Raw genomic sequence first — 12,981 nt, 5'->3', positions numbered from 1 at the left:
AGCTGACCGGAAAGAGTGAATGCCCAAGGGGCCTCGTAGCCCCAGGAGTTCCCCCTCGTTACAGGTGATGCGGTCCGCGGCTGGGACCGCATTGCCAACAAGGAGGAATAATGATCAAGAAGGTCGTCGCTGCTGCGGCTGCCACCGGCGGTCTCGTTCTCGCGGGTGCGGGCATGGCCGTTGCCGACGCGGGTGCCCAGGGTGCGGCCATCGGTTCCCCCGGTGTCCTCTCGGGCAACGTGGTCCAGGTGCCGGTGCACGTTCCGGTCAACGTGTGCGGCAACACGGTGTCCATCATCGGGCTGCTGAACCCCACCTTCGGCAACACCTGCATCAACGCCTGACGTTGTGCCTCGACCCTGAGGGGTCTGAGCCAAGGCCGGCCCCGGAGTGCGTGCCATGCACTCCGGGGCCGGTGGTCATTTCTCGCGAGCCGATCAGGCTGGGAACAGGCAGGAAGCAGAAAACAGCAATGCGACAGGTCACACGCATCACTCGCAAGAGCATCATCACCGTCGCCGCGGCGGGCGGCATGATCGCCCTCGGTGGCGGCTACGCGTACGCCGGCGCGGACGCGAGCGGCACGGCGTCCGGCTCGCCGGGCGTCGCCTCCGGCAACACCGTCCAGGTCCCGGTCCACGCGCCGGTCAACGTCTGCGGCAACACCGTCAACGGTGTCGCCCTGCTCAATCCCGCGTACGGAAACTCGTGCGCCAACAAGAGCGGTTCGGGCGGCGGTCACGCCGGCACCGGCTCCTCCGCCGAGGGCCACGCCTCCCACTCGCCGGGCGTCGCCTCCGGCAACACCGTCCAGGTCCCGATCGACGCGCCCGTCAACGTGTGCGGGAACAGCGTCAACGGCATCGGCGTCGGCAACGCCGCCTACGGCAACGACTGTGCCAACGGCGTCGGCCCCGGGGGCTACGGCGACGACAACGGCGGCTACGGCGAGCAGCCGACGCCCCCCGGCACCCCGGGTACTCCTCCCGGCACGCCTCCGGGCACCCCCGGCACTCCGCCGGGCACCCCGGGCACGCCTCCGGGCACGCCCGGGACCCCGAGCACGCCTCCGGGCACCCCGAGCACGCCCGGTACGCCCGGCAACGAGGGCGGCGACCACCCCGGCACCCCGGGCGCCCCGGGGCAGCCCCACGGACCGAACACGCCCGGTACGCACACCGTCACGCCGCACGGTCCGGGCGCCGAGCTCGCGCACACCGGCGCCGGGACGCTCGGGCTGATCGTCCCCGCCGGAGCGGGCCTGCTCCTCGCCGGCTCCGTGATCTACCGCCGGGCGCGCCGCACCGCGTAGTCCGCCGGCAGCCGTGCGAAACCGAAGGGGCCCCGCACCCGCGGGGCCCCTTCCTCATGTCACCAGGTGGCACGCATCTGACGGATGATGCGCCTCTTCAGCCGCACCTTTCGGCTCCCGTCCCGGCGCAGGGTCAGCCGGTCCAACTCCCAGTGTCCGTACTCGGCATGGTCGGTCAGAAGCCGCGTGGCCTCCTTGCGGGAGACACCGCGCGGCACGTACACGTCGACAAATTCGTATTCCGGCATCGCATCTATTGTGCGGCCAAGGGCCCGGTACGGATAGCGTCTCTCCTATGTCTGATGCTGCGCAGCCCACCGCTGCCGAGGTACGCGCCGCCGCCGAGGCGGTCAAAGCCGCACTGGACCGTCACCTCGCTGCGGTCGAACGCCGCACGGGGGAGGACGACCCGGCCGTCTACGAGGCTTTCAACGCGCTCGCCGCGGCGGCGGACGCCTACGACGAGCTCCTCTACGCCCGGCACGACGAGGTCACCCCCTTCGAGATCCCGGACGCCAACGACTCCCTGCCGCCCTACGCGGGACCGCAGGAGCCGCCCGCGCTCAGCGTGCTGATCCGGCGGGACTACGCCGTGGTGGAGCCGCAGCGGCTCATCGCCCAGGCCCGCCGGGTCACCGACCTCGACCGGGAGGACGAGCCGGCCACCACCCACGCGGCGCTCGGCGTCCTCTTCGGCGAGTACGAACCGGACGAGATCGCCTCCCGGCACAAGGACTTCGGTCTGGAGGAGGGCGACTCGACGCTCTGGGTCGAGGCGGCCGAGGAACTGCCGGACCCGGGCGAGTGGCTGAACGACCCCTTCGACCACGTCGATCCGGAACGGATCGTCTGCCGCTTCGACGTCAGCGCCGTCTTCGACGACGAGGACGAGGAGGAAGGCGAAGAAGCCGAGGAAGTCGAAGACGACGAAGAGGACGAGGGCGGGGACGAAGGAGAGGGCGAGGAAGAGGACGAGGAAGAGGGCGACGAGCTGGTCGAGGAACCGGCGGGCGCCTGAGCAGAGGGACACAGGGGCCCTGCCCGCACGGGCAGGGCCCCTCAGTCACTCCCGCGTCACTCCCGCATCACTCCTCGTCCTGCGCGAGCAGCGCTTCCAGGAGCGGGCGCAGCCGGGTCGTGCGCTCCGGGGCCGTGACCTCGGCCACCGCGCGCGGCAGCGCCTGCTCGACGCCGTGGACCACCGAAAGGTGCCGCTCCGCCCGCCCGAACGCCGTGTAGACCCAGGGCCGGCTCAGGCCCCCGGCCGCGTCCCCGGGCAGCACCACGACCGCCGCAGGCCAGCGCGCCCCGGCCGCCTGGTGCGCGGTCAGCGCCCAGCCGTGCCGCAGCGCGGACTCGACCCGCTCCTTCGCCACGATGACCCGCGCGCCCGCGCAGTCCAGGTGCAGGCCCTCGGCGTCGGCCGAGACGACCGTGCCGGTGACCGTACGGCCCGGGGCGGGGGAGTGGGCCACCTTGTCGCCCGGGTCGTAGCCGCCGAAGCGGCCGGGGCCCGGGTTGAGCCGCTGCTTCAGGGCCGCGTTCAGCGCGCGGGTGCCGGCGGAACCGCCGTGCCCGACCGTGATCACCTGCGTCTGCTCGGGCGGCACCCCGAACGCTCGCGGGATCGAGTCCGCGACCAGCTGCACCGCGCGGTGCACCGCCTCGCCCGCGTCCCGGACCGGGACGATCACGACCTCCTTGCCGGGGGCGGCGACCTGGTTCAGCTCGCCGACGGCGATGCCCGAGACCAGCTCGCCGATCGGGCCCGGGTCGGGCGTGCGGGAGGCGATCTGCGGGGCGACGCGGGCCGCGAGCAGGTCGGCGAAGACCCGTCCCGGTCCGGTCGCGCCCAGGACGTACGGGTCGCCGCCGAGCACCAGCCGGCAGCCGTCCGGCAGCGCCTCGACGAGGGCGGCCGCCGCCTCGACGTCGAGCTGCGGGGCGTCGAGCACGACCAGCAGGTCCAGGGCGAGGAGGCCCTCCGCGTCCCGGCCGGGGCCTGCCGCGCCCGAGAGCAGCGCGGGCAGCGGCACGGCGCCGTCGCGGGCGGTGTGCGCCGCGACCGCGACCCGCAGGCCCCGCTCGCGGGCGGCGGCGGCCAGCGCGACCGGCTCGGCGCGGGCGGCCTCGCCGCCGGTGTGCAGCACCAGGCCGCTCGCCCCGGCGGCGCGGGCCAGCTCGGGGCCGTCCCACTCGGCCGGCTCGACGGTGCGGATCAGCCGGGCGAGCCCGTCGGCGAGGCTCTCCTCGGCCAGCGCGTACCGCTCCAGGCCGAGCAGCACGGGCGCGGCCGGCTCGGTCCGGGGCGCCTGCTCCTCGCCGTCCTCCTGCTCGTCCGCCTCCGGCTCTTCTTCGTCCTCCTCCTGGAAGACCAGGACCGCGGCCTCGGATACCGCCAGGTCGACGGCCTTGTCCGGCTCGGGCACCGACAGCCGGGCCAGCCCGTCGCGTACCGCCCCGAGCTCCAGGGCCGTGTGGCCCTTCAGGGCCGCCTGCTCCAGGAGCCAGGCCGTCAGCGCCACGACCCGGCGGGGATCGGCGGGGCCGCACTCCGCGCCGAGCAGGGCGCGCGCGAAGCCGTCGGCCTGCTCGGCGCGCACGCCGGGCACCGCCAGGAGCTGCCACGGGTCGTCCGCGAGGGCACGGGCCGCGCCCTCGCCGAGGACGGTCGCCACCTGTCCGGCGAGCGCCTCCGGGGCCCCGCCGCGCGCGAGGACCTGCCGGACGGAGTCCGTGGTCTCCTCGGTCACCAGCGGCGCCGTGGGCACGGGCGGCCGCACGGTCCGCTCCTGCGGCGCGGGCCGCGCCGGAGCGGCCGGCTCCGGCTCCGCGGCGCGCGGCGCGGCGACCGGCTTGGCGCCGCTCTCCACGGCCCGCACCGCGGCCAGCAGGTCCGCCGCGGTCCCGCTCAGCTTCGCGCCCGCCTCGACGGGCCCGCCGCGCTCGGCCTTCCGCTGCTCGATCCGCGCCCGCAGCTCCCGCTGCGCGGCCAGCTCCGCCTGGGCGTCGCTGACCTCCGCCGCGCCGCCCTCGCCGCCGGCCGCGTCCGCCGAGGGCTCGCCCCCGCCGTCGGCCGTGCCTTCGGCGTCGGCCGCACCGGCCGACGCCGGCCCGGCCTCGCGCGTGCCCGGCGCACCGGACGCCTCCGTCTCCGTGTCCGCCTCGGCGCTCGGGGTGCTGTCGGACTCGATGTCCGTCTCGGCGCTGGGCGTGCTGTCCGGCTCCGTGTCCGTCTCGGCGCTCGGGGTGCTCTCGCCCGCCGTGCCCGATTCGACGCTCGGCGCGCTGTCGCCGGCCATGTCCGCCCCGCCGCTCGGCGTGCTCTCGCCGGCCGTGCCCGCCTCGGCGCCCCCCGAGGGCTCGCCCTCGGAGCTCGCCTCGGCGCCGGGCTCGTCCGGACCGTCCTCGGGGCTCGGCGCGCCGCCTGCCGCCGGCTCCGCCTCCTCGGCCTCCAGGTCCTCGGGGCCGGTCGCCGCCTCGTCCTCCGCGTCGGGCGTGTCCACGCCGTCGGCCGGCGCCGCCTCGTCCGGGTGGGGCTCGGCCGGTGAGGTCGGGGTGGACGGGGAAGGCTCGGTCACAAGGTGCTCCAGTCGTGATCCGGGTAGCGGTGCACGGGCGCCGACACGTCGTCGAGGGCCCGGCAGATCTCGTCAGGAAGACTAAGGGTCTCCACTGACAAAGCCGCCGCGAGCTGCCGCGCGTTGCGCGCGCCGATGATCGGGGCGGTGACGCCGGGGCGGTCGCGGACCCAGGCGAGGGCGACCTGGAGGGGCGTGGTCGCCAGACCGTCGGCGGCCGTGGAGACGGCGTCGACGATGCGGCTCGCGGTGTCGTCGAGATAGGGCTCGACGAAGGGGGCCAGGGCCTCCGAGCCGCCGCGCGAGCCGGTCGGGGTGCCCGAGCGGTACTTGCCGGTCAGGACGCCGCGCCCGAGCGGCGAGGACGGCAGCAGACCTATGCCCAGGTCCTGCGCGGCCGGCAGCACCTCGCGCTCGATGCCGCGCTGGAGCAGTGAGTACTCCATCTGCGTCCCGGCCAGCCGGGTCCGCTCACCGGTCAGCTGCCAGGTGCCGGCCTTGGCGAGCTGCCAGCCGCAGAAGTTGGAGACGCCGACATAGCGGGCCCGGCCGGTGCTGACGGCGATGTCGAGGGCCTGGAGGGACTCCTCCAGGGGCGTGTACGGGTCGAAGGCGTGGAGCAGCCACAGGTCGACGTACTCCGTGCCGAGGCGGGCCAGCGAGGCGTCGAGCGCGGCGAGCAGATGCCCGCGCGAGCCGTCGGTGCGCCGGTCCGGGTCGGGCACGTTGCCCGCCTTCGTCGAGATCACCAGGTCGCGGCGCGGCACCAGACCGTCGAGCAGCCGCCCGAGCAGGTACTCCGCCTCGCCGCCCCCGTACACGTCCGCGGTGTCCACGAGCGTGCCGCCCGCGTCCCAGAACGTCTTCAACTGCTCGGCGGCGTCGTGCTCGTCGGTGTCCCGGCCCCAGGTGAGGGTGCCGAGCCCGAGCCGGGACACGCGCAGGCCGGTACGTCCGAGATGCCTCTGCTCCATGGCCGCGAGATTACTGGCCAGGGCACCACGCGGAGAGACCCTGTGGACAACCTGTCCACAGGGCGGCTCCGGGGCCGTCCCCGACCGGCTCCTGTCGCATGCCCCGGCCGCGCGCTAGAGTCCCGCCACAAAGACGTTACCGATGGGTAAGGGGTACGTGGCATGCGGCTCGGCATCAACCTCGGCTACTGGGGCGCGGGCATGGACGGCGACAACCTCGCCGTCGCCCAGGAGGCGGACCGCCTCGGCTACGACGTGTGCTGGGCGGCGGAGGCGTACGGCTCCGACGCGCCCACCGTGCTCTCCTTCGTCGCCGCCAGGACCGAGCGGATCGACATCGGCTCGGCCATCATGCAGATCCCGGCCCGCCAGCCCGCGATGACGGCGATGACCGCCGCCACCCTCGACTCGCTCTCCGGCGGCCGCTTCCGGCTCGGCCTCGGCGTCTCCGGCCCGCAGGTCTCCGAGGGCTGGTACGGCGTCAAGTTCGACAAGCCGCTCGCCCGCACCCGCGAGTACGTCGAGATCGTCCGCAAGGCCATGACCCGTGAGCGCCTCAGCTACGAGGGCGAGCACTGGACGCTGCCGCTGCCGGACGGCCCGGGCAAGCCGCTCAAGCTCACGGTCCACCCGACCCGCGAGCACATCCCGCTCTACATCGCCGCCATCGGCCCCAAGAACCTGGAGCAGACCGGCGAGATCGCCGACGGCGCCCTGCTGATCTTCCCGGCCGCCGAGCACCTGGAGGAGACCGCCCTGCGTCACCTGCGCGCGGGCCGCGAGAAGGCCGGGCTCACCATGGACGGCTTCGACGTCCACCCGACCCTGCCGCTCGCCCTCGGCGACGACATCGACGCGCTGGCCGACATCTTCCGCCCGTACACCGCCCTGTACGTCGGCGGCATGGGCAGCCGCAAGCAGAACTTCTACAACCAGCTCGCCCGGCGCATGGGCTACGAGAAGGCCGCCGCCGAGATCCAGGACAAGTACCTGTCCGGCGACAAGCAGGGCGCCGCCGCGGCCGTGCCGCGTGAGCTCATCGACCAGACCACGCTGCTGGGCTCGGTCGACCGGATCGCCGACCGGATGAAGGCGTACGCGGCGGCCGGGGTGACGACCCTGACCCTGGCCCCGGCCGGCTTCACCCTGGACGAGCGTCTCGCGGCGCTGCGGGCCGGCGTCGAGGCCCTGGAGCGGGCCGGGCTCGCGTAACGCCCATCGGAAGTCCGCGGCCGTGGTGGGGGCTCGGGGGGTCTTCCCCGCCACGGCCGTCACGCAGCACAACGCCGCACGCGGGCCGCGGGTTACGGCTCCGCGCCGTCAGTCTTTCGGCCCAGTCGCGGTGTCCTCGTGTTGCCCACCTCGGCGTGGCGCATTTGACTCGTACCGCACGGGAGGTGGCAGCCATGCTGACGGCCAAGAGCCTGTTCCAGGAAATCATCGACGACGACGAGTCGTTCCAGCTCTTCTGCTCCATCGCCGCCAGCGGCGAAGCCCAGGGCGGCTGGGAGAACGGCCGCATCGCGGCCCTCGTCCCGCCGGGGATGCGCGAACTCGCGCCCAAGATCGCGCGGCACGGCGCCGACGAGGACAAGCACGGACGGATCTTCAACGCGCTTTTGAAGAAGCGCGGTCTCGAACCCGTCCCGGTGCCGTCCGACACCGACTACACGATGCTCCTGGAGCGGCGCGGCATCGGCCTCGCGCACGACAAGCTGCGCCGCGACGAGCGGCTGAGCGAGCGGGACATCATCGTCTACCTCAGCCACAGCAGGGTCACCGAGCAGCGGGCCGCCGACCAGATGGGCCTGCTGGTCAGGTACTTCGGCGACCACCCCGAACTCGGCAAGGCCGTCCGCATGATCGACGACGACGAGTCCAACCACCTCGCCTACTGTCACGAGGAACTGCTCCGGCTCAACTACGCGGGCCACGGCCGGCTCATCCAGCGCACCCTGCGCGAGTCCGCGCTCGCCGAGATCCAGGTCTACCGGGACGTCAGCCTCGCCGTGATGAGCCACATGGGCCGCATCCTGGGCTGGCCGAGGACCAGGGCCGCCGTGCTCGCCGCCGGCATCCACGCCGTCCACGCGTACGAGCGGGCCGCGGGCTGGCACAAGATGGTGAATCTCGAAATGCCCGAGCGCCGCGACGCCCTCGGGACCCCGGCGGCCCCGGCCCACGCCTTCTGAGCCTTCTGCGCCTGCTGAGCCGTACGCGGTCGGGCCGGCGCGGGCTCACATCCAGCCGCGCCGCTTGAACATCCGGTACAGCGCCACCACGATCCCCGCCATCAGCAGGATCACCGCCGGATACGACCACACCCAGCGCAGCTCGGGCATGTGGTCGAAGTTCATGCCGTAGATCCCCGCGACCATCGTGGGGACCGCGGCCATCGCCGCCCAGGCCGAGATCTTGCGCATGTCGTCGTTCTGCCGCACGCCCATCTGCGCCAGATGCGCCGACAGGACGTCCGAGAGCAGCCGGTCGAGCCCCTCCACCTGCTCGATCGCGCGCAGCAGGTGGTCCTGGACGTCCCGGAAGAACGGCACCGCGTGCTCGTGCACGAAGGGCACCGAGCCCGCCGCGAGCCGCTCGACCGGACCCGCCAGCGGGTTGCTCGCCCGCCGGAACTCCAGGACCTGCCGCTTGGCCGTGTAGATCCGTTCCGCCGTCCGCGCCGGGTTGCCGCCGGACGGCGCGAAGACGTCCGCCTCCAGCTCCTCCAGGTCGATCTGGAGCTCGCCGGCCACCTCGATGTAGTGGTCCACGACGGCGTCGCTGATCGCGTACAGGACCGAGGTCGGCCCGTGCCGCAGGACGTCCGGATCGGCCTCCAGACGCTGCCGCACCGCCTTCAGGGGCGCACCCACGCCGTGCCGTACGGTCACCACGAACGAGTCGCCGATGAAGACCATCAGCTCGCCCGAGGAGACCGTGTCGCCCTCCGGCTCGTACACGACCGGCTTCAGGACGACGAACAGCGAGTCGTCGTAGACCTCCAGCTTGGGCCGCTGATGGGCCTTCAAGGCGTCCTCGACGGCCAGCGGGTGCAGCGCGAACTCGTCGGAGACGTGGTCGAACTCCGCCTCCGTCGGCTCGTGCAGCCCGACCCACAGGAAGGCGTCACCCGTCGCCCGCGCCTCCGCCAGCGCGTCCGACAGGTCGGCGGGGCCGTCCGTCCTGCGCCCGCCCCGATAGATGGCCGAATCCACGATCACGGGCCGTATTCTCCACGGCCGCGCCCCATCGTGCACCTGTCCGATGCCTCCGCACGCCGCCACGGCCGCCCACGCGCGCGCGTGCCCGCCCCCGACGGCCTGCCCTACGGGGGTGTCTGGCCGGTCATGCCGGGCTCGCGGCGCCTGGCACCGCTGCCCCGCAGCCCTTCGGGCACGGGAGGCGCCCCCAGCCGCGTGGCCGTCCGCCGCCGACGCTCTAGGCTGGCCGGCATGGCCACCCTGATCCTCGTCCGGCACGGACGCTCCACCGCCAACACCTCCGGAGTGCTCGCCGGGCGCACGCCCGGCGTCGCGCTCGACGAGCGGGGCGCCGCGCAGGCCGCCGCGCTGCCCGGACGGCTCGCCGGCGTGCCGCTCGCCGCCGTCGTCAGCAGCCCGCTGCAGCGCTGCCGGGAGACCGTACGGCCGCTGCTCGACGCCCGCCCCGGGCTGCCGCTGCACGTCGAGGACCGGATCAGCGAGTGCGACTACGGCGACTGGTCGGGCCGCAAGCTCGCCGAGCTGATGGACGAGCCGCTGATGCAGGTCGTCCAGGCGCACGCCTCGGCCGCCGCCTTCCCCGGCGGCGAGTCCATGCGCGCGATGCAGGCCAGGGCCGTGGACGCGGTGCGCGACTGGAACGCCCGGATCGAGGCCGAGCACGGCGAGGACGCCGTCTACGTGATGTGCTCGCACGGCGACATCATCAAGGCGCTCGTCGCCGACGCCCTCGGCCTCCACCTCGACCTCTTCCAGCGCATCCAGGTCGACCCGTGCTCCGTCACCGCCATCCGCTACACCCGGCTGCGGCCCTTCCTGCTGCGCCTCGGCGACACCGGCGACCTCGGCCCGCTCGCACCGCGCGAGGCGCCCGCCGGCGACGGGGCGGCGGAGGTCGGGGGCGGTGCGGGCGCACCGTGATCCCCAAGCGCAGTAGGGTGGACGCGCCGCTGTAGCCAGGGGCCCGCCGGTTCACATCCGCGGCGCCACCGAGACCCAAGGGAGTCGGGAACGTGTCCCGTCAGGTGTTCCTCTACGACCCGCCGGAGCGTTTCGTGGCCGGCACGGTCGGGCTGCCTGGCCGCCGTACGTTCTTCCTGCAGGCGTCCGCGGCCGGCCGGGTCACCAGCGTCGCCCTGGAGAAGACCCAGGTCGCGGCCCTCGCCGAACGGATCGACGAGCTGCTGGACGAGGTCCTGCGCCGCACCGGCGGCAGCGCCCCCGTGCCCGCCGTCGCGCCCCCCGACACCACCGACACCGCGCCCCTCGACAGCCCCGTCGAGGAGGAGTTCCGGGTCGGCACCATGGCGCTGGCCTGGGACGGCGAGGAGCAGCGCATGATCGTCGAGGCGCAGGCGCTCGTCGAGCTCGACGCGGACTCCGAGGAGGACCTCGCCGAGGCCGAGGAGCGGCTGCTCCAGGACGAGGAGAACGGCCCGCCGATGCTGCGCGTCCGCCTCACCGGCTCGCAGGCCCGGGCCTTCGCCAAGCGCGCCCTCGACGTGGTCAACGCCGGCCGCCCGCCGTGCCCGCTGTGCAGCCTCCCGCTCGACCCCGAGGGCCACGTCTGCCCGCGCCAGAACGGATACCGTCGCGGCGCATGACCGGCAGTCGAACGACCGGCGAACAGACCCCGGGCACCACCCCGGGCACGATCGAGCTGCTCGCCTCGGGTGAGCTGACCGTGCGCGGTCAGGTCCGCGAGGCGTCCAACGCGGTGCTCTACTGCTCCGTCGCCCACGCGGGCGTGGAGGCGGCCTGCGTCTACAAGCCGGTGGCCGGTGAGCGCCCGCTGTGGGACTTCCCCGACGGCACCCTCGCCCAGCGCGAGGTCGCCGCCTACGAGCTCTCCGAGGCCACCGGCTGGGGCCTGGTCCCGCCGACGGTGCTGCGCGACGGCCCGTACGGCGAGGGCATGGTCCAGCTGTGGGTGGAGGCCGACCCGGCCGTCGAGCTGCTCGCCCTCGTCGAGGACGAGGAGGCGGGCGCGGGCTGGAAGGCCGTGGGCCACGCCCAGGTCGCCGAGGACCGCACCGCCCTGCTCGTGCACGCCGACACCCCTCAGCTGCGCCGGCTGGCCGTCCTCGACGCCGTCATCAACAACGGCGACCGCAAGGGCGGGCACCTGCTGCCGGCGTCCGGCGGCCGGCTGTACGGGATCGACCACGGCGTCTCCTTCCACGTCGACGACAAGCTGCGCACCCTGCTGTGGGGCTGGGCGGGGGAGGAGCTGACCGAGGAGGCCACCGCCGTCCTCGCCGCGCTGGACGAGCGTCTCGCGCCCGGCACTCCACTGGCCCAACGTCTCGACGCGCTGCTGACCCCCGCCGAGGTGGACGCCCTGCGGGGCCGGGTCGCGGGCCTGCGGCGGACCGGGCGGCACCCCGTACCGTCCGGCCAGTGGCCCGCCCTTCCGTGGCCGCCGGTGTAGGCGCCCGCCGGCGGCGAATGTTTTCGGCCAATCCCTCTCGGCCGGTAAGACCCCCGGGGGGTATGCATGATCCGGCCATGGCTGCAAGACCGCCTAATAGGTCAAGATCCCGGATGCGGTTCGTATCCGGAACACGTGTCCGGTTACGCTCAGGACATGCATGCCTGGCCCGCTTCTGAGGTCCCCGCCCTGCCCGGCAAGGGCCGCGACCTCCGGATTCACGACACGTCGACCGGTGGACGAGTGACGCTCGCCCCCGGCCCCGTCGCCCGTCTCTACGTCTGCGGCATCACGCCGTACGACGCGACCCACATGGGTCACGCGGCGACCTACAACGCGTTCGACCTCGTTCAGCGCGTGTGGCTCGACACCAAGCGGCAGGTTCAGTACGTCCAGAACGTCACCGACGTGGACGACCCCCTGCTGGAGCGGGCCCAGCGCGACGGCATCGACTGGGTCGGCCTCGCCGAGCGCGAGACCGCCCTGTTCCGCGAGGACATGACCGCCCTGCGCATGCTGCCGCCGCAGCACTACATCGGCGCGGTCGAGGCGATACCGGGCATCATCCCGCTGGTCGAGCGGCTGCGGGACTCCGGGGCCGCCTACGAGCTCGACGGCGACATCTACTTCTCCGTCGAGTCCGACCCGCACTTCGGCGAGGTCTCGAACTACGACACCGAGCTGATGCGCCACCTGTCCGCCGAGCGCGGCGGCGACCCGGACCGCCCGGGCAAGAAGAACCCGCTCGACCCGATGCTGTGGATGGCCGCCCGCGAGGGCGAGCCGAGCTGGGACGGCGGCAGCCTCGGCGCCGGCCGCCCCGGCTGGCACATCGAGTGCGTCGCCATCGCCCTCGACCACCTCGGCATGGGCTTCGACGTGCAGGGCGGCGGCTCCGACCTGATCTTCCCGCACCACGAGATGGGCGCCTCGCACGCCCAGGCCCTCACCGGCGAGTTCCCCATGGCCAAGGCGTACGTGCATGCCGGCATGGTCGCCCTGCACGGCGAGAAGATGTCCAAGTCCAAGGGCAACCTGGTCTTCGTCTCCGCGCTGCGCCGCGAGGGCGTCGACCCGGCCGCCATCCGGCTCGCCCTGCTCTCGCACCACTACCGGGCCGACTGGGAGTGGACCGACCAGGTCCTCCAGGACGCCGTCGAGCGTCTGGGCCGCTGGCGCGCCGCCGTCTCGCGCCCCGACGGCCCGTCCGCCGACGCGCTCGTCGAGGAGCTCCGCGAGGCGCTCGCCGACGACCTGGACGCACCGGCCGCGCTCGCCGCGGTCGACCGCTGGGCCGCGCTCCAGACCGCCGACGGCGGCACCGACGAGTCCGCCCCCGGCCTCGTCTCCCGCGCGGTCGACGCCCTCCTCGGCGTCGCCCTCTAGCGGGGAGCCACCACACAACTCCCGTTCACGCAACCGCCCCCGGACTTCTCATGGAAGTCCGGGGGCGGTTCCGTTT

The 12,981-nt window shown here is 73.9% G+C and carries 13 protein-coding genes; 9 read left to right on the top strand and 4 right to left on the bottom strand.

Features of this window, described 5'->3' with window-relative positions; genetic code table 11:
• The first annotated feature begins 110 nt into the window (after positions 1-110).
• The gene (gene chpH / locus ACFYU9_RS27570) at positions 111-344 is read left to right on the top strand and encodes a chaplin ChpH (RefSeq protein WP_128983147.1); all 234 of its coding nucleotides are present in this window, start codon (positions 111-113) and stop codon (positions 342-344) included.
• Between the two features lie 128 nt (positions 345-472).
• A complete protein-coding gene (locus ACFYU9_RS27565; protein ID WP_389346383.1) occupies positions 473-1,312 on the top strand; it encodes a chaplin in 840 nt (279 codons plus the stop codon).
• Positions 1,313-1,371: 59 nt separating this feature from the next.
• On the opposite strand, the gene ACFYU9_RS27560 is transcribed toward ACFYU9_RS27565, so the two are convergent.
• Complete coding sequence (locus ACFYU9_RS27560; protein WP_389212609.1) at positions 1,372-1,560, bottom strand: DUF5703 family protein; 189 nt, start codon at positions 1,558-1,560, stop codon at positions 1,372-1,374.
• Between the two features lie 47 nt (positions 1,561-1,607).
• Between ACFYU9_RS27560 and ACFYU9_RS27555 the strand changes: the two genes are divergently transcribed.
• Positions 1,608-2,330, top strand: a complete 723-nt coding sequence (locus tag ACFYU9_RS27555; protein WP_389212611.1) for a hypothetical protein — start codon at positions 1,608-1,610, stop codon at positions 2,328-2,330.
• A 67-nt stretch (positions 2,331-2,397) separates the two neighbouring features.
• Here ACFYU9_RS27555 and ACFYU9_RS27550 read toward each other — a convergent pair whose 3' ends face one another.
• Together ACFYU9_RS27550 and ACFYU9_RS27545 are read right to left on the bottom strand one after the other, a co-directional pair.
• Positions 2,398-4,614 (bottom strand): helix-hairpin-helix domain-containing protein, encoded by a 2,217-nt coding sequence (locus ACFYU9_RS27550; protein ID WP_389346513.1) that lies wholly within the window; start codon positions 4,612-4,614, stop codon positions 2,398-2,400.
• 275 nt (positions 4,615-4,889) lie between these two features.
• The gene (locus ACFYU9_RS27545; RefSeq protein WP_389212614.1) at positions 4,890-5,867 is read right to left on the bottom strand and encodes an aldo/keto reductase; all 978 of its coding nucleotides are present in this window, start codon (positions 5,865-5,867) and stop codon (positions 4,890-4,892) included.
• A gap of 162 nt (positions 5,868-6,029) precedes the next feature.
• On the opposite strand from ACFYU9_RS27545, the gene ACFYU9_RS27540 reads away from it, so the two are divergent.
• Positions 6,030-7,079 carry an LLM class F420-dependent oxidoreductase gene (locus tag ACFYU9_RS27540; RefSeq protein WP_389212616.1) on the top strand — a complete coding sequence of 350 codons (1,050 nt, stop codon included), beginning with the start codon at positions 6,030-6,032 and terminating at the stop codon, positions 7,077-7,079.
• Between the two features lie 194 nt (positions 7,080-7,273).
• Complete coding sequence (locus tag ACFYU9_RS27535) at positions 7,274-8,059, top strand: ferritin-like domain-containing protein (protein WP_389346381.1); 786 nt, start codon at positions 7,274-7,276, stop codon at positions 8,057-8,059.
• 45 nt (positions 8,060-8,104) lie between these two features.
• On the opposite strand, the gene ACFYU9_RS27530 is transcribed toward ACFYU9_RS27535, so the two are convergent.
• Positions 8,105-9,097: a magnesium and cobalt transport protein CorA gene (locus ACFYU9_RS27530; protein ID WP_389213111.1), complete on the bottom strand. Its 993-nt coding sequence runs from the start codon at positions 9,095-9,097 to the stop codon at positions 8,105-8,107.
• Positions 9,098-9,319: 222 nt separating this feature from the next.
• Here ACFYU9_RS27530 and ACFYU9_RS27525 point away from each other — a divergent pair, with 222 nt between their 5' ends.
• The 4 genes from ACFYU9_RS27525 to mshC all read left to right on the top strand — a co-directional run bounded on the left by ACFYU9_RS27525 (position 9,320) and on the right by mshC (position 12,905).
• The gene (locus ACFYU9_RS27525; protein WP_389212619.1) at positions 9,320-10,009 is read left to right on the top strand and encodes a histidine phosphatase family protein; all 690 of its coding nucleotides are present in this window, start codon (positions 9,320-9,322) and stop codon (positions 10,007-10,009) included.
• 92 nt (positions 10,010-10,101) lie between these two features.
• On the top strand, positions 10,102-10,692 hold the full coding sequence (locus ACFYU9_RS27520; RefSeq protein WP_389212621.1) for a DUF3090 domain-containing protein: 591 nt from the start codon (positions 10,102-10,104) through the stop codon (positions 10,690-10,692).
• Positions 10,656-11,519 (top strand): SCO1664 family protein, encoded by an 864-nt coding sequence (locus ACFYU9_RS27515; protein ID WP_389346511.1) that lies wholly within the window; start codon positions 10,656-10,658, stop codon positions 11,517-11,519. Before ACFYU9_RS27520 ends, ACFYU9_RS27515 begins: the two co-directional genes overlap by 37 nt.
• A gap of 156 nt (positions 11,520-11,675) precedes the next feature.
• On the top strand, positions 11,676-12,905 hold the full coding sequence (gene mshC / locus ACFYU9_RS27510; RefSeq protein WP_389346379.1) for a cysteine--1-D-myo-inosityl 2-amino-2-deoxy-alpha-D-glucopyranoside ligase: 1,230 nt from the start codon (positions 11,676-11,678) through the stop codon (positions 12,903-12,905).
• The last annotated feature ends 76 nt before the right edge of the window (positions 12,906-12,981 follow it).

The organism is Streptomyces sp. NPDC004327, assembly GCF_042873935.1.
Lineage (GTDB): Bacteria > Actinomycetota > Actinomycetes > Streptomycetales > Streptomycetaceae > Streptomyces.
The sequence above is the reverse complement of the archived record's forward strand: the minus strand, read 5'-3'. Positions and strand labels throughout refer to the sequence as shown.